At 56.5% G+C, this 17,195-nt stretch carries 15 protein-coding genes; 7 read left to right on the plus strand and 8 right to left on the minus strand.

Annotated features, from left to right (window positions below):
• The first annotated feature begins 37 nt into the window (after window positions 1–37).
• From ACYQ3S_RS00255 to pyrB, 3 genes are all read left to right on the plus strand, one after another.
• Entirely contained in the window at window positions 38–994 is a 957-nt protein-coding gene (locus tag ACYQ3S_RS00255; protein ID WP_459686787.1) for an efflux RND transporter periplasmic adaptor subunit, read from the plus strand.
• Window positions 991–2,166: an ABC transporter permease gene (locus ACYQ3S_RS00260; protein WP_459686788.1), complete on the plus strand. Its 1,176-nt coding sequence runs from the start codon at window positions 991–993 to the stop codon at window positions 2,164–2,166. Before ACYQ3S_RS00255 ends, ACYQ3S_RS00260 begins: the two co-directional genes overlap by 4 nt.
• Window positions 2,167–2,235: 69 nt before the next feature.
• Complete coding sequence (gene pyrB, locus ACYQ3S_RS00265) at window positions 2,236–3,297, plus strand: aspartate carbamoyltransferase (RefSeq protein WP_459686789.1); 1,062 nt, start codon at window positions 2,236–2,238, stop codon at window positions 3,295–3,297.
• A 37-nt stretch (window positions 3,298–3,334) separates the two neighbouring features.
• Here pyrB and thiD read toward each other — a convergent pair whose 3' ends face one another.
• Window positions 3,335–4,120: a bifunctional hydroxymethylpyrimidine kinase/phosphomethylpyrimidine kinase gene (gene thiD / locus ACYQ3S_RS00270; RefSeq protein ID WP_459686790.1), complete on the minus strand. Its 786-nt coding sequence runs from the start codon at window positions 4,118–4,120 to the stop codon at window positions 3,335–3,337.
• A complete protein-coding gene (locus tag ACYQ3S_RS00275) occupies window positions 4,117–5,022 on the minus strand; it encodes a radical SAM protein (protein ID WP_459686791.1) in 906 nt (301 codons plus the stop codon). The genes thiD and ACYQ3S_RS00275 overlap by 4 nt, the downstream gene beginning before the upstream one ends.
• 104 nt (window positions 5,023–5,126) lie before the next feature.
• Between ACYQ3S_RS00275 and metF the strand changes: the two genes are divergently transcribed.
• From metF to ACYQ3S_RS00290, 3 genes are read left to right on the plus strand one after another with little or no spacing between them, the layout of a single operon-like run.
• Window positions 5,127–5,987 carry a methylenetetrahydrofolate reductase [NAD(P)H] gene (gene metF, locus ACYQ3S_RS00280; protein ID WP_459686792.1) on the plus strand — a complete coding sequence of 287 codons (861 nt, stop codon included), beginning with the start codon at window positions 5,127–5,129 and terminating at the stop codon, window positions 5,985–5,987.
• Window positions 5,984–6,628, plus strand: coding sequence for a vitamin B12 dependent-methionine synthase activation domain-containing protein (locus ACYQ3S_RS00285; RefSeq protein ID WP_459686793.1), 645 nt, complete (start codon window positions 5,984–5,986; stop codon window positions 6,626–6,628). Before metF ends, ACYQ3S_RS00285 begins: the two co-directional genes overlap by 4 nt.
• A gap of 6 nt (window positions 6,629–6,634) precedes the next feature.
• Window positions 6,635–9,001: a homocysteine S-methyltransferase family protein gene (locus ACYQ3S_RS00290; RefSeq protein WP_459686794.1), complete on the plus strand. Its 2,367-nt coding sequence runs from the start codon at window positions 6,635–6,637 to the stop codon at window positions 8,999–9,001.
• A 232-nt stretch (window positions 9,002–9,233) separates the two neighbouring features.
• Here ACYQ3S_RS00290 and ACYQ3S_RS00295 read toward each other — a convergent pair whose 3' ends face one another.
• Both ACYQ3S_RS00295 and ACYQ3S_RS00300 read right to left on the minus strand, forming a co-directional pair.
• The gene (locus tag ACYQ3S_RS00295) at window positions 9,234–10,232 is read right to left on the minus strand and encodes a helix-turn-helix transcriptional regulator (protein ID WP_459686795.1); all 999 of its coding nucleotides are present in this window, start codon (window positions 10,230–10,232) and stop codon (window positions 9,234–9,236) included.
• Window positions 10,225–10,749, minus strand: coding sequence for an O-acetyl-ADP-ribose deacetylase (locus ACYQ3S_RS00300; RefSeq protein WP_107630479.1), 525 nt, complete (start codon window positions 10,747–10,749; stop codon window positions 10,225–10,227). Before ACYQ3S_RS00300 ends, ACYQ3S_RS00295 begins: the two co-directional genes overlap by 8 nt.
• A 129-nt stretch (window positions 10,750–10,878) precedes the next feature.
• Here ACYQ3S_RS00300 and ACYQ3S_RS00305 point away from each other — a divergent pair, with 129 nt between their 5' ends.
• Complete coding sequence (locus ACYQ3S_RS00305; protein WP_107630480.1) at window positions 10,879–11,928, plus strand: tyrosine recombinase XerC; 1,050 nt, start codon at window positions 10,879–10,881, stop codon at window positions 11,926–11,928.
• Window positions 11,929–11,947: 19 nt separating this feature from the next.
• On the opposite strand, the gene ACYQ3S_RS00310 is transcribed toward ACYQ3S_RS00305, so the two are convergent.
• From ACYQ3S_RS00310 to ACYQ3S_RS00325, 4 genes are all read right to left on the minus strand, one after another.
• Complete coding sequence (locus tag ACYQ3S_RS00310) at window positions 11,948–13,669, minus strand: substrate-binding domain-containing protein (protein WP_459686796.1); 1,722 nt, start codon at window positions 13,667–13,669, stop codon at window positions 11,948–11,950.
• A 139-nt stretch (window positions 13,670–13,808) separates the two neighbouring features.
• The gene (locus tag ACYQ3S_RS00315; protein ID WP_459686797.1) at window positions 13,809–14,771 is read right to left on the minus strand and encodes a transketolase family protein; all 963 of its coding nucleotides are present in this window, start codon (window positions 14,769–14,771) and stop codon (window positions 13,809–13,811) included.
• A gap of 4 nt (window positions 14,772–14,775) precedes the next feature.
• Window positions 14,776–15,618 (minus strand): transketolase, encoded by an 843-nt coding sequence (locus ACYQ3S_RS00320; RefSeq protein WP_459686798.1) that lies wholly within the window; start codon window positions 15,616–15,618, stop codon window positions 14,776–14,778.
• 27 nt (window positions 15,619–15,645) lie between these two features.
• A complete protein-coding gene (locus ACYQ3S_RS00325; protein WP_459686799.1) occupies window positions 15,646–16,770 on the minus strand; it encodes an iron-containing alcohol dehydrogenase in 1,125 nt (374 codons plus the stop codon).
• Window positions 16,771–17,195 lie beyond the last annotated feature (425 nt).

Below are 17,195 nucleotides of genomic sequence, written 5' to 3' on the forward strand. Positions count from 1 at the left end.
GACTATCAGTAGTCTGCGGCGGGAGGTCGGTTATTTTATGGAAAAACAAGCGCGTATTGTTTTGGCTGTGACTGCGGTGGTGCTGGCGGTAATGCTGGGGGCGGCCTGCTTTTTCCGCGCACCGGAGCCGGCAGCCGTACAGACGGCGGTCGCTTCCGCACAGGATATTTACAACAGCATCACCGTGCAGGGTACCGTGGAAGCGGCCGACAGTGTTGCGGTATGTCCCTATGAAAACGCGGTGGTAACAGCGGTATACGCTGCGGTAGGGGATTCCGTAGAGGCTGGAGACATCCTTTGTTCGCTTGTGCCGCGGGGAGGCAGGGAGCTGGAGGCATCAAGCTTCCAGAGCGTTTGGAAATCTTTTTCCGAATCATCCGATCAGACGGTGGCCGCGGAGGAGCGGGATGCGATACGGGCGCCCGTTTCGGGTACGGTTCTTGCGCTTCCGATGGAGAATGAGCAGGTGTGGTCGGAGGTACCCTGCGTACAGATCGCGGACCTGAAAAATATGCAGGTTCGGGTGCGCACTCCCGAGGTCTATGCAGGCGATTTGCAGCGCGGCCAGATGGCGAACATTACAGCGGCCGCTGCCGGGGAACGGGTGTACAGCGCATCGGTCGCTTCGATATCGCCCGTTGCGGTCCGCGCAGTCAGCTTGACAGGGGAGAGCGGGGAGGCGACGGTGGAAGCGGTGCTGCCGCTGCGGGGAAGCACCGAAGGGCTGCGGCCCGGCTACTCGGTTACGGCTAAAATATTTACCGACTATCATCCCCAGGCGGTCGCCGTACCCTATGAAGCGGTATGCCAGCGCGGCGAGCAGGAATATGTATTCTGTGTGCAGGATGGCAGGGCAGTGCAAAAAGCGGTCACGACAGGTTATCTATTGGAGGAAGTCACGGAGATCACCGAGGGGCTAACGGCCGGAGAGGTTGTGATCCTTTCGCCGTCGGACGACCTGACGGACGGTACGCCGGTCGAGGTGGCGGCATGAGGCTTGTCGATTTATTTTGGCTGGCCCTTGGCAATCTGCGGGAAAACCCCTTGCGCACCGGACTATGCGCCTTATCGGTTGCGGTTGGCACCGGCGCCTTGCTGCTGATCGCCTCGATCGGGCTGTTTGGCAAAGCGCAGGTGGATGTGACGCTGCAGACGCTTGGCGTGAGCGGGCTGACCGTTTATCTGGACAACCACGGTTCCGGCAATCCGCTGTCTGCCGAGCTGGCCGATCAGATGGGGCAGGCGGTGGAGGAGATCGAGCAGGTAATGCCGATCAAGGCCAAAACAGGAACGATCCGCGCGGGATATGTGAGCGAGAACGCCGTTTTTCTCGGCGCGGATGAACGCCTCGGGGATGTGATGAGGCTGGAGGTGCTTTTCGGCAGTCTGCTCACGGAGCGGCAGGCCGCGTCCGGCCAGCCGGTGGCGGTCGTTGGGGACGATCTGGCGCAGGCGCTTTATGGGCGCACCAACATTGTAGGGCGCACCGTGCGGGTTCGTTTGGACGGAGCGGATCAGTATTTTACGGTCTGCGGCGTTGTTCGGGCGCAGACAAGCGCGCTGGGCGGCGCGCTTTCCTCCTTTGCGCCGCACCTGATCTACATTCCTTATGCGCGCCTGGCATCGCGGCAGGAGAATGCGGATCAGGTGTTTGTCCAATGCGCTGCGGAAGCGGATCTGTCCCATGTCAGCAGCCGGATATCCGGCTACCTGACCGATCGGGGAAAGGTGGACGGGACCGTGCGGGTGCAGAATATGTCGGGCATGGTGGACGCGGTGGAGCAAATGGCCAACCTGTGCATCCTGCTGTTCCTCGTTGTGGGTGGGATCACATTATGTGTGGCATTGATCGGCGTATTATGCAGCATGCTGGCCGCGACGCACGAAAAAACAGGGGAGATCGGTGTGTTTTTGGCGCTGGGGGCGCAGCCGCGTGATATCCGGCGTCTGTTTTTGCTGCAATCCGCTCTGCTGTGCGCTTTTGGCGGCGTCTGCGGCTGGGGAACGGTTTGCCTGCTGCTGTTGTTCGGCGTTACTGTTTTGCTGCCGGGCTGGACGCTGTCGGCCGCGATCCTGCTCCTTTCCCTCGTCTGCGGGGCGGTGGCAGGCCTGCTGCCAGCCATTCGGGCAGCACGGCTCGACCCGATCGACGCAATTCTGAAATAGGCCTTTCCTTTCAAATCCCCCTGTGCTAAAATGGATAGGGAAAACAGACATGAGGAAAGGTTGAAAACCATGCGCCATATCATTGATCTCAGCGATTTAACAGAAAAAGAGTTCGCTGACCTGTACAAACTGACAACAAATATAATCGACCGTCCGGAAGGCTATACGGATGCCTGCCGCGGCAAGGTGCTGGGCAGCCTGTTTTACGAACCGTCGACACGGACAAACCTGTCGTTTTCAACAGCGATGATGCGGCTGGGCGGCAGTGTGGTTGGCTTTTCCGATCCTGGCTCCTCCTCCACGGCAAAGGGGGAGACGCTGAAAGACACGATCAGCATGGTATCCAGCTATGCGGACCTGATTGTCATGCGCAACCCGCGCGAAGGCGCGGCGAAAGCGGCTTCGATGTATTCCTCGGTTCCCGTAATCAATGCCGGCGACGGGGGACATCTGCATCCCACGCAGACTTTGACCGACATGGTGACGATCCTGCGTCTGCGCGGCTCGGCGGATGATATGAAAATCGGCCTGTGCGGGGATCTGAAGTATGGGCGCACGGTCCATTCGCTGCTGCATTTTCTGGAGCGATACCATAATGTGCAGGTTTATCTGATTGCACCGGAAGCGCTGAAGCTGCCCGACTACATGATTCGCTTCCTGAATGACCACAGCATGCCGTATTGCGAAGTGAACAGTATTGACGAAGTCCTGCCGGAACTCGACGTGCTTTATATGACCCGTATCCAGCGCGAGCGCTTTGTGACTGCGCAGGAATATAAAAACCTGGAAGGCAGCTACCAATTGACTGCGGAAAAAATGAAGCGCGCCAAAAAGGACATGCTGGTGCTCCACCCGCTGCCACGTGTGGACGAGATCGCGCAGGACGTGGACGACGATCCGCGCGCGGTTTATTTTCGCCAGGCGCGGTTCGGGATGTTCGGCCGCATGGCGCTGCTGCTGACGCTTTCCAAATTGCCGTTCATCCGTGCGGGACATCAGGAGATCGGCGCGCACGGCGTCCGCTGCTCCAACCACAAATGTATCACCAAGACCGAGCCATACCTGCCGCTGGAGGGGATGCCCGGCAGCCGTTGTCCCTATTGCGACGCGCCGTTGGAGATGCTGCTGTAAAATCAAAAGCCCTGACCCGTTCGGGTCAGGGCTTATTCTATTCGTCCCAATCCACCTTGTGCTGCAGCGGACCGGAGCCATGCCCCAGCGCCAGTCCATAGCGGATACAGGCGGTCAGATAACGCTTGGCGCGTTTAACACTGTCAGTCAGGGGGATTCCCTGCGCCAGACCGCAGGCAATCGCAGAGGAGAGCGTGCAGCCGGTGCCGTGGGTATTGGGATTATCGATACGGGGCGCAGGCAGCCAGTGGAGCTGGCCGTCCGCAAACAGCAGGTCGTCGGCACAGTCCTGCAGATGCCCGCCCTTGACCAGCACAGAGCCTTGGGCCAAGGGGGCGATCGCCTGTGCGGCCCGTTCCATGTCCGCACGGCTGCGGATGGTATGGCCGCATATCGCGGCCGCTTCCTGCAGATTGGGCGTAACGAGCGCGCACAGGGGGAACAGCTCGTCCAAAAGCGCTTTGGCGGCGTCAGGGCGCAGCAGCGCGCTTCCGCTGGAAGAGAGCATCACAGGGTCGAGCACGATGTTTTCAGCATGGTAGGCGCGCAGCCGCTCCGCCACCGCGCGGATGATATCGGTATCATACAGCATGCCCAGTTTTACAGCGTCAGGACGGATATCCTCAAAGACGCAGTCGATCTGCTTGGCGACAAGCGCTGCGGAAACAGGCTGCATATCAAAAACGCCTGTTGTATTCTGTGCGATCACGACTGTGATCACGGCCATACCATACAGGCCGTGCGCTTCGATTGTTTTCAAATCGGTCTGGATACCGGCGCCGCCGGTGGGATCGGTGCCGGCGATGGCGAGCACGGTTTTCATTTTTCTTCCTCCAATCCACTTCCGTCAAACGCGGGGATAAAGCTCTCCCCAACCGCTTGTTCCTGCTGAAAAAAGCCGCCCAGCCCGAGCGAGCGGAACAGCGTACAGGCATCTTCATATTCCTTATCCGTGACCGTGCGGTTCAGCTCGGGCCAGCGCTCCATGTCAAACGGCGTATACTGCCGCATCAGGCTCACCAGCACGGTATCGCTGAACCGGACCGCGATATCACGAAGCACCTGCGCGGTATCGCCGGCAAGCCCCGGCAGCATCAAATGCCGGATAACCGTTCCGCGAAGGAGCAGACCGTTGGCATCATACTGGGGCGGCCCGCTTTGCCGTACCATTTCCGCAATCGCGGCGACAGCGGTTTCACGGTAGTCCTCTGCATGGGAATAGCGCGCGGCATAATAGCTGCTGTAATATTTATAATCCGGCAGATAAATATCGATCCATCCGTCGAGCTGGGCGAGCGTATCCTCGCTTTCATAGCCGCTGGAATTGTAAACAATAGGGATGTTCAGCCCCAGCAGCCTGGCCTGTGCCAGCGCCTCGATGATCTGCGGCGCATAGTGCGCGCCGGTGACCAGGTTGATGTTGTGCGCGCCTTTGTTCTGAAGTGAAAGAAAGGTTTTTGCCAGCTCGGCTATGGAAACGGTTGTGCCGCTCGCCGCGCGGCGGCTGATCTGGCGGTTTTGGCAGAACACACAGCCCAGGGAGCAATGGGTAAAGAATACCGTGCCGGAGCCGCGCGTGCCGGAGATCGGCGGCTCCTCCCACAGGTGCAGCGAAGCGCGGGAGGCCTCCACCTGCGCGCCGGCGCCGCACAGGCCGCGTGTGCGCGTCCGGTCGGCGCCGCAGGCGCGCGGGCATAATGTGCAGTGTTTGAGCAGACCTGTCAAATTTACCCCTCCAATGAAGTATATTATAGCGTATTTTGGTCTGGAAATAAAGACGGGATTTATGCTATACTAAATGAAAAGCAAAACCGTAGGAGATAACCGGCATGAAAATATCTGACATCTTAAAGCAGGACAAGGTGACGCTGTCCTTTGAAGTGTTTCCGCCAAAGACAAGCAGCAGCTATGAATCGGTTGCGCAGGCCACGCAGGAGATCGCGGCGCTGCGGCCGGACTTTATGAGCGTGACCTATGGCGCGGGCGGCGGTACGAGCGAGCATACGGTACATATCGCGTCCGATTTGCATAAAAAATACGGCGTTACCGTTTTGACGCATCTGACCTGCGTATCCTCGACGAAAGCGCATGTATCATCCATGCTGGAAGCGTTCAAGGCGCATGGCCTTGAAAATGTGCTTGCGCTGCGCGGCGATATTCCGGCAGGCGGCGCCCCTGCAAACGATTACCGTTTCGCGGCCGAACTGGTGCGCGATATTAAGGCGCAGGGGGATTTCTGCGTGGGCGGCGCGTGCTATCCGGAGGGGCATGTCGAGGCGACCAACAAAACCGAGGATATTCTCCGACTCAAGGAAAAAGTGGAGGCGGGCTGCGAATTTTTGACGACTCAGATGTTTTTTGATAACAATATCCTGTACAATTTCCTGTACCGGATCCGCGAAAAGGGGATCACCGTGCCGGTGGTCGCAGGCATCATGCCGGTAACGAACGTAAAACAGATCAAGCGTATCACCGCAATGTCTGGTACTTATCTGCCCGAACGCTTTAAGGCGATCGTCGACCGCTTTGGCGACAATCCGGCGGCGATGAAGCAGGCGGGTGTGATTTATGCCACCGAACAAATCATTGACCTGATCGCCAACGGGGTAAACCATATCCATGTTTACTCGATGAACAAGCCGGAGATCGCTGCGGGGATTCAGGCAAGCCTGTCGGAGATCCTCAAGTGATTGCGTTCGACCGCAGCGAAGCGCTTCGATATTTGGGCTACCGCGGAACCGAACCGGATGCGGCGGTGGAGGAAAGCCTGGCCCGCTGCGCGGCGGGATTGCAGGACGTCATCCAGCCCAAATCCGTCTTCCGGCGGTTCCCGCTGCGTCATCCGGCTGAGAATGTGCTGGATGTGGCGGGTGTTGCAATTGACAGCAAAAAACTGGCGCGCAACCTGAAAGGCTGCACGGACGTTTACCTGATGGCGGCAACGCTGGGGATAGGGGCGGACCGGCTGATTGCCCGTGCATCTGCCGTGCGCATGAGCGACGCGGTGATTTATCAAGCGGTCGCCGCCGCGATGATTGAGGCTTATTGCGAAGAAGTGAACGATATGCTGCGTCGGGAAGCCGGCAGCCACGGCCTGTACTGCCGGCCGCGCTTCAGCCCCGGGTACGGCGATTTTGACATCGGTCACCAGCGGGATTTGAGCCGTCTGCTGGATACGCCGCGTAAGATCGGGCTGACGGTGACCGAAAGCTGCCTGCTGGCGCCGATCAAATCGGTGACTGCGGTGATCGGGCTGTCCGCCACGCCGCAGCCCTGCCACCGAAAGGGCTGCGAGGAATGCGGAAAAACAGACTGCGCTTTTAGGAGATAAGGAAGAATGGAACTGAAAGAACGCTTAGGGAAAGAATGGTTGTTTTTTGACGGCGGCACAGGCACGATCCTCCAGGAACGCGGCCTTGCGGCAGGGGAGCTGCCGGAAACCTGGAACCTGACGCATCCGGAAGAAATCATATCGCTGCATTGCGGCTATTTCGAGGCGGGCAGCGATATCGTCAACACCAATACGTTCGGTGCAAATGCGCTTAAATATCCGCATAATCTGCGTCAGATTGTGCAGGCGGCGGTAGCACATGCCAAAGAAGCAAGGCGGCGCACCGGACGGGAGGACGCCTATATCGCGCTTGATATCGGACCGACTGGCCGGCTGCTGCAGCCGATGGGCGACCTGCCGTTCGAGCGCGCAGTTGAATTGTTTGGGGAAGTCGTGCGTATCGGCGCTGCCGCCGGTGCCGATCTTGTTTTGATTGAAACCATGAGCGACAGCTATGAGGCCAAGGCCGCCGTGCTTGCGGCAAAGGAAAACTGCCGGCTGCCGGTGCTTGCAACAATGATTTTTGACGAGAAGGGCAAGCTGCTCACCGGCGGTACGGTGGATTCCACGGTGGCCATGCTGGAGGGCCTGGGAGTGGATGCGCTCGGCGTTAACTGCGGGCTTGGACCGAAGCAGATGCAGCCGATTGTAAAGCGGCTGACCGAGGTCAGTTCGCTGCCCATTATTGTCAACCCCAATGCAGGCCTGCCGCGCAGCGAAAACAGCAGGACTGTATTCGACATCGACGCGGATGAATTCGCTCGCCTGATGGGGGAAATCGCGGAGATGGGCGTACACCTGCTTGGCGGCTGCTGCGGTACCACGCCGGAGCATATCCGCAAAATGATCGCGGCCTGCAGGACAAAAAGCTTTGCCCCCGCGGTCAGGAAGCACCGCACAGTCGTTTCCTCCTTCTCCCAGGCGGTCGAGATTGGCGGTAAACCGGTCATTATCGGCGAGCGGATCAACCCGACCGGAAAAAGCAAATTCAAGGCAGCGCTGCGGGAAAATAACATCGAATATATCCTTTCCGAGGGGATGGCGCAGGAGGACAGCGGCGCGCATATTCTGGATGTCAACGTCGGCCTGCCGGAGATCGACGAGCCGGCTATGATGACACAGGCGGTGACCCGACTGCAGAGCGTGATCGCGCTGCCGCTGCAGATCGATACTTCAAGCGTTGAGGCGATGGAGCGCGGCATGCGGCTGTATAACGGCAAGCCAATGATTAATTCGGTCAGCGGAAAACGGGAGAGCATGGAAGCAGTGTTTCCGCTGGTGAAAAAATACGGCGGCGTGGTGGTCGGCCTTGCACTCGATGAAAACGGCATCCCCCATACCGCGGAAGGGCGCGTGCAGATCGCCAAAAAGATATATGAGACCGCCGCGTCCTACGGGATTGCAAAGGAAGATATCGTGATCGACGGCCTGGCGATGACGATTTCCTCCGACAGCGGCTCGGCGCTTGTTACACTGGAAACGCTGCGCCGGATCCGCGACGAATTGGGCGGGCATACGATACTCGGTGTGTCCAATATCTCGTTCGGTCTACCGCAACGGGAGATTATCAATGCCAATTTCTTTACCATGGCGCTGCAGAACGGGTTATCCTGTGCGATCATCAATCCAAACGCCGAATCGATGATGCGTTCCTACCGGTCTTTTCTTGCCTTGAGCGGGCAGGACGAACAGTGCGCGGGTTTTATCGCAGCGTATGGCAATCAGCAGGAGGCTCTACCGGCTTCGGTCGGGGCGGTTATGCCGCTGGGCGAGAGTGTGGAACGCGGCCTGCGTGAGCGCGCTGTGGAAGCAGCGCGGGACCTGCTGCGGACCATGCCGCCGTTGGAGCTGGTGAACAACGAGCTGATTCCAGCGCTTGACCGCGTGGGAAAGGGCTTTGAAAAGGGGACGGTCTTTCTTCCGCAGCTCCTGATGAGCGCGGAGGCGGCAAAAGCCGCGTTTGAGGTCGTCAAGGACGCGATGCGCGGCGCGCCGCAGGAAGTGAAAGGCAAAATCATCCTGGCGACCGTGAAAGGGGATATCCATGATATTGGGAAAAATATCGTCAAAGTTCTCCTCGAAAACTACGGGTATCAGGTCATCGACCTTGGAAAAGATGTGCCGCCGGAAACGATTGCCGACACAGCGGTCAGGGAAAACGTGCCGCTAGTGGGCTTGAGTGCGTTGATGACCACCACGGTCGTCAGTATGGAGCAGACAATCCGCTTGCTGCGCGAACGCAAGCCCGATGCAAGGATCGTGGTTGGCGGCGCGGTGCTGACACAGGAATATGCGGATTCCATCGGCGCGGACTGTTATGCGCGTGACGCAATGGCAACCGTGCATTACGCCGACCATATTTTTGAAAGCTGATAAACAGGGCTGCGGAATATTTCCGCAGCCCTGTTTTCGGGTATATTGTAGTTAAGCGGCTCCTGCCAGCTCTTCCAGCGCTTCCTGCTTGGTATCGGCGGAAAACAGAAACGTGCCGGTATCGTCGTATACCTCGATGTGTCCGTTTACATATTCGATCGAGTAGCTCATATTCGGTTCTCCTTTCTTTGTTGTACTCATTGTACCAAGAAAAGAGTCCGATAATCAGGACTTACTCAAGCATGGATTGCAACTGGCGCTGAAAAGCAGCGCGTACCTCCTCGGGCTCGACGATCTGCACCGCACCGCCCAGGCCAAACACCCAGGAAAAAAACTGCGGACTGACCGCAACGTCCACACGGATGAAAAAATGCGCTTCATCCGCTTTTTGCACCATCAGTTCCGCGCCGAAACGATCGCGGAGCACGCCGATAAACCGGTTTTCACATCGCAGGCGCACCGTTTTTTCCTCGCCGGAAAACATGCCGAATACCTTGCGCGAATAGGCGGCGATATTGAAGCGGTCCTGAAACAGACGGCGCCCTTCGCGCAGCTTGTCAGTCAAAGAAATATGCTCCATTTTATCCACGCGGTAGTGGCGGATGGAGTCCGATGGGTGATCGTATGCCACCAGATAATAATTTTCATCATCCCAGGTCAATGCCCATGGGCTGACCTGGTAAAGCGCCCCATCCTTGCGATAGCGCTTGCGAATACGCTGCGCGGAGGAAAAGTCAAGCGCCCACTCAAAATATTGGAACGTAATCTGCACCCCTGCGGAAACCGCGGCGTGCAAGGTGTCAATATTGTAATAGATGCTCTCATTCATGGTTTTCACACGGTCGGAAACATAGACCTGCCGCTGCAGCGCGCGGGCCTGCGGTTCGCTGGCGAGGGCCTCTATTTTTTTGATCAACTCATTGGATTTCTTTTCCGTAATAAAGCGGGAGCATTGGATCGCGTCCACCAGCAGCTTAAGCTCGGGTAACTCAAAATCGCGGGACGCAATATAGTAGCCGCCGTTGGGACCGCGTTGGAGCATGACATCCAGACCGAAATCCTGCAGGGCGGCAATATCGGAGTAGATGCTTTTCCGTTCCGCTTCAATCCCGCAGCGGGAAAGCGCGGAGAGAAGCTCATCCATGCTGAGCTTATGCTCCTCGTCCGTCTTTTGCAGCAGGATTTTACAGAGATACAGCAGCTTCAGCTTTTGATTTGGATTTTTAGCCATCTGCCTGCCCCGCTTCTGCCAATGCATCCTGATAGGCGGCAAGCGTCGCGCGGTCAAAGCAGACCATGGTGACGCGTTCGATCTCCGGATGGGAGGCGAGGAAGCCCCCAATAGCAGCGATTGCGATGCGAGCCGCGCGTTCGACCGGAAAATGATAGACGCCGGTGCTGATGGAGGGAAATGCAACGGTCTTGCAGCCCAGTCCGGCTGCGGCGGCCAGGGAATTGCGGTAGCAGGAAGCAAGCAGCGCATCCTCTCCGGATTTTCCGCCATGCCAGATCGGCCCCGGGGTATGGATGACATAGCGGCAGGGCAGGCGGTAGGCCTTTGTCGCCTTTGCCTCTCCGGTTTTGCAGCCGCCGAGCGTGCGGCATTCCGCGAGCAGCTCCGGTCCGGCTGCACGGTGGATCGCGCCATCCACACCGCCGCCGCCAAGCAGGGAGGTGTTGGCCGCATTGACGATCGCGTCGGTTTCGCATTTGGTGATATCGCCCTGAACGATTTGCAGGCGTTTCATAAGCAATCCTTCTTTCCGAGAGTTTTATTGGACATATTATACGGCGAACCGGACCAAATTGCAAGTTTGACGCAAAGCGTGCGAAAGGGTATAATAATAACAGAATGACACAGCAGGGAGGGCGGGACGATGGAAAAGCCCATGTCGCAATACGCTGCGGATGCGCCGCGCGTACTGCGGGATTTTCTCACCTATATTTCGACGATACAGGGAAAATCATCGAAAACCGCGCATGAATACTACCTCGATCTGCGGCTTTTTTTTCGGGTGTTAAAGCATAACAAAGGGCTGGTCCCGAAAGCCCTGCCGCTGGACCAGATCCCGATCGAGGATATTGATATTGATTTTCTGCGGGATGTTACGCTTTCCGATGCCTATGATTATCTGGAATATATGTCAGGGGAGCGGCCGACACAGCAAAACAGCACCGCGACGGATTTTGGTCTGAGCGGCACCTCCCGCGCGCGCAAGGTTTCGGCGATCCGCGCGTTTTTCCGGTACCTGACAGATAAGCGGCATTTGCTGGACAGCAATCCGGTCAGCAATCTGGAATCCCCAACCATTCGAAAAACGCTGCCCGTTTATCTGACAACGGATGACAGCGTCCGCCTGCTCGAAGCCGTGCAGGGGGAGTATGCGGAGCGGGATTATTGCATCCTGACATTTTTTCTAAACTGCGGGCTGCGCGTTTCAGAGCTGGTGGGTCTGAACCTGACGGACTTCCAGGGGGATACGGTGCGTGTGCTGGGCAAAGGGAACAAGGAGCGCACGGTATATCTTAACCAGGCGTGCAAGGCTGCGCTCGAGCAATACCTGCCCAAGCGTATCACACCGCACGAAAAGGATAAAAACGCGCTGTTTATCAGCCGCAACCGCAACCGTATCAATGTGCAGACCGTCAAATGGCTGGTCAAAAAGCATTTGGGACAGGCGGGGTTGGATACACAGAAATACTCGGCGCACAAGCTGCGCCATACGGCGGCGACGCTGATGTACCAAAACGGGGTGGATATCCGCACGTTGCAGAATATCTTAGGCCATACCAGCGTCAATACGACAATGATCTATACGCATATTGAGGACAGCAGCCTGCGGGAAGCAGCGGCAAAAAATCCGCTTGCCTCGGTAAAACCGAGCCGAAAGCAGGAAACGGACAAGGAAGAGGGAAGCACCAGATAGTGCTTCCCCTTCTTAATTCTTATTGGAGCGCGCCATAGCCGGCGTTTTGAACACAGCGCTGGCCGTTTTCAGAGAGCATGAACGCAGCGAGCCGTCGGGCGGGTGCATCCGCCGGGGTGTCCTTGCGCAGGACGACATAGGCGTAATTGGAAAGCGGATAGCTGCCATCCGCGATGGTTTCTTCCGTGGGCGCGATACCGTCCACAGCAAGCAGTTTGAGGTATTGCTCCGTACCCAGAATTGCATTGGAGGCGCGGTAGTAGTAAAAAATACTGTAGCCGAGTCCATATCCCAGAGGAGCTTCGGTTTTGGCGCTCACAACATCAGTCAGGATGCTTTGCATCGCATAGGAGGTCGTCTCCTGGCGGATGGTTTCGTTGATCTCATTGCCATGCAGGAAATGGCGCTCCATCTGGGCGTGGCTGCCGCTGTCATTATTGCGGCAATACGGATAGAGCAGCGCGTCCGGACCGCCAAGCTCACTCCAGTTGTCATAAGCATTATCGACATAGATTGCGCTGATTTGTTCTGAAGTCAGGTTTTCCGCAGGATTATCCTTGTTGGTAAAGAACACCATTGCGTCGTATGCAATGGGGATCAGCTCCAGTTCTACGCCGTTTTCCTCCGCCAATGCCAAGATATCGCTTGCCGGATACACCGAAGCAAACAGCATGTCTACCTCGCCGTTAATCAGCCGTTCGTAGGAAGCATGGCTCTTGCTGTGCGCTTCCGGCTTGTCAGGGTGAAGGGATCCATTGGAGAACAATGCGGCATAAACTGCATCCGTGAATGGATAGGTAGAGGTGGAGCCGTCGATGACCGGCATTTGTATATCCAGACCAAATTCGATGGCGGCATCCGTGGGGTAAACCGGCAGCCATTGCAGGCAGCGGTAGATCTGCTCCATGACCTCTCCGCGCGTTGCCGCCTGTTGCGGCATGGCCCAGAAAACAGCGTTATCCATAAGCGTCTCAGCAAACGGCACCGGGATTTCCACATTATAAATCGCGTTGTGGTTGCCAAAGGCCCAATAGGCGCTCTGCGCCCAATCGGAAATGGAAGAAGCGTCCGCATAGTCAATGGAATCATCGTCAGGGGACATGGTGAGATCCAGCAGTCCGGCGCAGTCCATTGCACGGGCCGCCATGGTCAAAAATTCTTCTCGGGTTACCTTCCGCTCAGGATGGAACTGCGTGTCAGGGGAGACGATGCCATACGCCTTGGCGGTCTGTACCAAAGGGGCATACCAAGCGCCGGCTGGCACATCATCGTAGCCGCTGTCCCTGCCATCCTCCAGAGGAACACATAAGGTGCGGACCAGCATCGCCGCGGCTTCCGCACGGGTGACAGGCCGCTCCACATGGATTTTCCCGTCCGAATCGCCGCTGACGACATTGCGCGCCATCAAATCCAGCACAGAATAACCGTAAATAGAAAGGTCCTCCGCAGGCGGGATCAGGCTGGCATAAAACGGTTCGACCGTCCGATCGGCAAATGCCGTTGGAATGGTCGCAAAAAGATGGCTGCCGCATTGCTGGGAAATCGGGATCGGGGTTTTGTCGTCTGAATAGCGGAGGCCAAGCAGCCTGGGCGTACTGGTATCCGTCGATTTTTCAGGGGCATCGATGCGGATGACCGTAAAACCGGATGAATCGGCTGCGGTTGCCGTGCAGGCCATGCAAATTACAAGCATGGAGGCAGCAAGCAGACCGCGAAACAGAACAGAAACGCTTTTTCTCATAAATGGCACCTCCTTTATTGGTATCTTTATTCTATATCTGTAGAAATAGGGAGGCAAGTTACAAACAGGGAAAATGCAGCAAAAAAACAGGGAGATATGCGGAATGCATATCTCCCTGTTGTATAGGCAAACAACGGAATTATTTGCGCTTGATGGTCTCCTTGGCCGCTGCGACGATATCCTCTACCGTCATGCCAAAGATGCCCTTCAAATAATCGATGGAACCGACTTCGCCAAAGCGGTCCTGCACGCCGATGCGCTTCATCGGGACAGGGCAATGCTCGCCGACCACCTCAGCCACAGCAGAGCCAAGGCCGTTGATGACATTGTGGTTTTCGACCGTCACGATCGCGCCGGTCTTCTGCGCGGCGGCAACAATCGCCTCCGTGTCGAGCGGCTTCCAGGTGAACATATTCAAAACCTTGGCGGAAATGCCTTCCTTTGCCAGGAGCTCGGCAGCCTTGATGGTATCCGTGGTGCAGTAGCCGGAAGTGATCAGCGTGACATCACTGCCATCGCGCAGCTCGACCGCCTTGCCGATCTCAAAGGTAGAGCCATCCTCAAAAACCTTGTCCACAACCTTACGGGTGATGCGGATATAGAATACGCCGTACATATCTTTGGTCTGGCGCATCAAATCAGCCAGCATGACCGAATCGGTAGGCTCAAGCAGGGTGACCTCCGGAATCGTGCGCATCAGGCCCATGTCCTCGATCGGCATATGGGTGCCGCCATTGTAGGAAGCGGTGACACCGGCGTCCGAACCGATCATGCGCACATTGAGCTTTGCGTAGGCGGCGGAGATGTAAACCTGGTCAATGACACGGCGTGCGGCGAACGGACCGAAAGTATGTGTGAACGGCTTGAGGCCGACCGCAGACGCGCCCGCGGCAGCGCCGATCATATTTGCTTCCTGGATGCCGCAGTCAATGCAGCGGTCCGGATATTTTTCGCCGAAACCGACCATGCCAATGGAGTTGATAACGTCGCAGTCAAAGTATACGACGGCGTCGTCCTTTGCGGCCATCTCTTCCATGGTGTCCGCAAAGGTCTTTTTCATCTCGACCTCTTCGGGACGAATCTCTTTAACAACTTTGTACATGCGATTAACCCTCACTTTCCAGCTTTGCGATCTTAGCGTCCAGTTCCTTAATGGCAGCCTCGTAATCCTCTTCCGGGAAACGGACGAAATGGTTGTAGAAGGTATCGGCAAAGCAGCAATCCTTGCCCTTGATCGTATTGAGAACGATCATCGAGGGCTTGTCAGCGACCTTTTTTGCTTCCTCGATTGCAGCGACGATAGCGGGGATATCGTGGCCGTCAACCTCCTGGGAATGCCAGCCGAAGTCCTCAAACTTCTGACGGAGGTCGCCCAGATCGCAGATATCCTTGGTATATCCGTCAAGCTGCTTTTTGTTGTAATCAACAAAGCCGATCAAGTGGCCGAGCTTCTTGGTCGCTGCGAACAGCGCCGCCTCCCAAACCTGGCCTTCGTCGCACTCGCCGTCGCCGAGGATGGTATAAACATAGTTCGGTTTTTTCTGATACTGCATGCCCCAGGCAATGCCGACTGCGGCGGATACGCCCTGGCCGAGCGAGCCGGTCGTCATATCAATACCGGGCGTACGGTTGCGGTCGCAGTGGGAGGGGAGGCGGGTGCCTTCCTTATTCAGCGTATCCAGCTCGTCCTCGGGGAAATAGCCCATCAGTGCCAGCGTGCCGTAAACTGCGGGACCGCAATGGCCTTTGGATACGACCAGCCAGTCGCGATCTTCCCACTGGGGGTTTTTCGGGTCTACCTTCATGACTTCGCCATACAGCGCCGCCATCAGATCGGACATGGACATCGAGCCGCCGACATGGCCGCCGTGGAACGCGTTCATCGCGCGCAAGGCAGCTTTGCGGATCTGAGCGGCGAAGATGTTCATTTCTTTGAGACTTTTTTTCATTTTGCCCTCACTTCGCTTTCTTTGTTATTAATATACCGACTTATAGATCTCAACCATATCTTCAATGGTGAGCGGTACATAGTTGTTGTTCAGCAGACGGGTCTGGCCAGCCATAACGCCCTCTGCAAAGCCCTGGAATTCCGCATCCGAAATGCCGAATTCTTTCAGCGGCTTGCGCGGCTGAACCTGGTCGAACAACTGGAACGCCGCCTCCAGCGCCTGATCGGCCGGAACGCCGAGCAGGTCGCCCCACATCTTCTCGAGATCGTTGATCTTGCCCACCGGCTGCTTTTCCTTGTACTTGCGGAACGTTGCCGCGAAAACAAGCTGGTTGGCTTCGCCGTGCGGGATGTGATAGCCGCCGCCGAGCGGATAGCTCAAAGCATGCACTGCGGCACAGCCCGCCGAGCAGAATGCAAGGCCTGCGAAGTTGGAAGCGTTGATAAACTCCTGCGCACGGTCCGTCCACTTGTCCAGGCCGTTTTTCACGATGTACTGATAGCCTTCGAAGATCAGGCGAATCGCTTCCTTGGAGAACAGCTCGGAAACCGGACTGGCCTTGGGGGAGAGATAGGACTCAGTCGCATGGATGAGCGCATCGATCGACGAAGTGGCAAAGAACTTATACGGCAGGCCGGAAATCAGTTCCGGAATCAGCACGGATTTTGCAGGGAACATCAGGGGGCTGTTCAGGCCGCGCTTGGTGTGCAGGCTGGACAGCTCGACGGCACAGGCGTTCGTCACTTCGGAACCGGTGCCACAGGTGGTCGGGATTGCATATACCTCATAGATGCGGGTGGGCTTCTCTGCGTCCGGACTCAGGTCAAACAGATCCTCGGTCTTGTTGGAGGAAACGTGCAGGGAGCACATCTTCGCAATATCGATGACCGAGCCGCCGCCGACCGCGATCAGGCGCTTGACGCCAGCCGGAATTACCTTTTTGATTTCATCAACCATCTCGGTGGTCGGCTCGCCCTTGCCATACGCCTCGATGAACAGGGAGCCGCAGTTGGGGTTGAGCGGCTTGACATACTGGTTGTACAGGAATTCATTTGTTAAAATAAAATCCTCTGCGCCGACATTTTCCCCTTCCATAAATTCCTGAAAGGAATCATGGTAGACGATGTCAGCATACATCTTGAATTCTTTCATGGGATATCCCTCCTATAAAATTTGCAGTACATGCGTGTGTAAGCGCAAAATCGCTCGCGGGAACGGTGCCGGACGCGGCAAAAAGAAAAGCTGCTCTAATGCGCTCGGTGCAGTGGCAGCCGCTGAAATAACATTTTGTGCTTTACATGGTCACTATACCACATTCCATAGCAAAGTCAATCCTAAAAAATGAAATTTAATGAAATTCGGGATTATGTCCAGAGCGGGGGATTGTAAATTTGACAGTCTGCACAAAAAAACAGAGACAAAAAATAACGCATATCCGTTCAATATGGCTTCGGGAACGGTTTTATACGAAATAAACGAAAGAATTTCAAGGAAAATATACAATTCCCACAAAAACAAAACCGGCGGCGAAAAGTTTTGAAAATTCTATTGACATTCCGGTCCGTTGCGTTTATAGT

The organism is Agathobaculum sp. TL06 (assembly GCF_054658635.1).

Excerpts from the sequence above, each read along its gene's own strand:
- ACYQ3S_RS00310 (WP_459686796.1), bottom strand. The coding sequence starts at position 13,669 with ATGAGAAAAAGCGTTTCTGTTCTGTTTCGCGGTCTGCTTGCTGCCTCC.
- metF (WP_459686792.1), top strand. The coding sequence starts at position 5,127 with ATGAAAATATCTGACATCTTAAAGCAGGACAAGGTGACGCTGTCCTTT.
- ACYQ3S_RS00320 (WP_459686798.1), bottom strand. The coding sequence starts at position 15,618 with ATGAAAAAAAGTCTCAAAGAAATGAACATCTTCGCCGCTCAGATCCGC.
- ACYQ3S_RS00290 (WP_459686794.1), top strand. The coding sequence starts at position 6,635 with ATGGAACTGAAAGAACGCTTAGGGAAAGAATGGTTGTTTTTTGACGGC.
- ACYQ3S_RS00255 (WP_459686787.1), top strand. The coding sequence starts at position 38 with ATGGAAAAACAAGCGCGTATTGTTTTGGCTGTGACTGCGGTGGTGCTG.
- ACYQ3S_RS00295 (WP_459686795.1), bottom strand. The coding sequence starts at position 10,232 with ATGGCTAAAAATCCAAATCAAAAGCTGAAGCTGCTGTATCTCTGTAAA.
- ACYQ3S_RS00260 (WP_459686788.1), top strand. The coding sequence starts at position 991 with ATGAGGCTTGTCGATTTATTTTGGCTGGCCCTTGGCAATCTGCGGGAA.
- ACYQ3S_RS00315 (WP_459686797.1), bottom strand. The coding sequence starts at position 14,771 with ATGTACAAAGTTGTTAAAGAGATTCGTCCCGAAGAGGTCGAGATGAAA.
- ACYQ3S_RS00325 (WP_459686799.1), bottom strand. The coding sequence starts at position 16,770 with ATGAAAGAATTCAAGATGTATGCTGACATCGTCTACCATGATTCCTTT.
- thiD (WP_459686790.1), bottom strand. The coding sequence starts at position 4,120 with ATGAAAACCGTGCTCGCCATCGCCGGCACCGATCCCACCGGCGGCGCC.
- ACYQ3S_RS00305 (WP_107630480.1), top strand. The coding sequence starts at position 10,879 with ATGGAAAAGCCCATGTCGCAATACGCTGCGGATGCGCCGCGCGTACTG.
- ACYQ3S_RS00300 (WP_107630479.1), bottom strand. The coding sequence starts at position 10,749 with ATGAAACGCCTGCAAATCGTTCAGGGCGATATCACCAAATGCGAAACC.
- pyrB (WP_459686789.1), top strand. The coding sequence starts at position 2,236 with ATGCGCCATATCATTGATCTCAGCGATTTAACAGAAAAAGAGTTCGCT.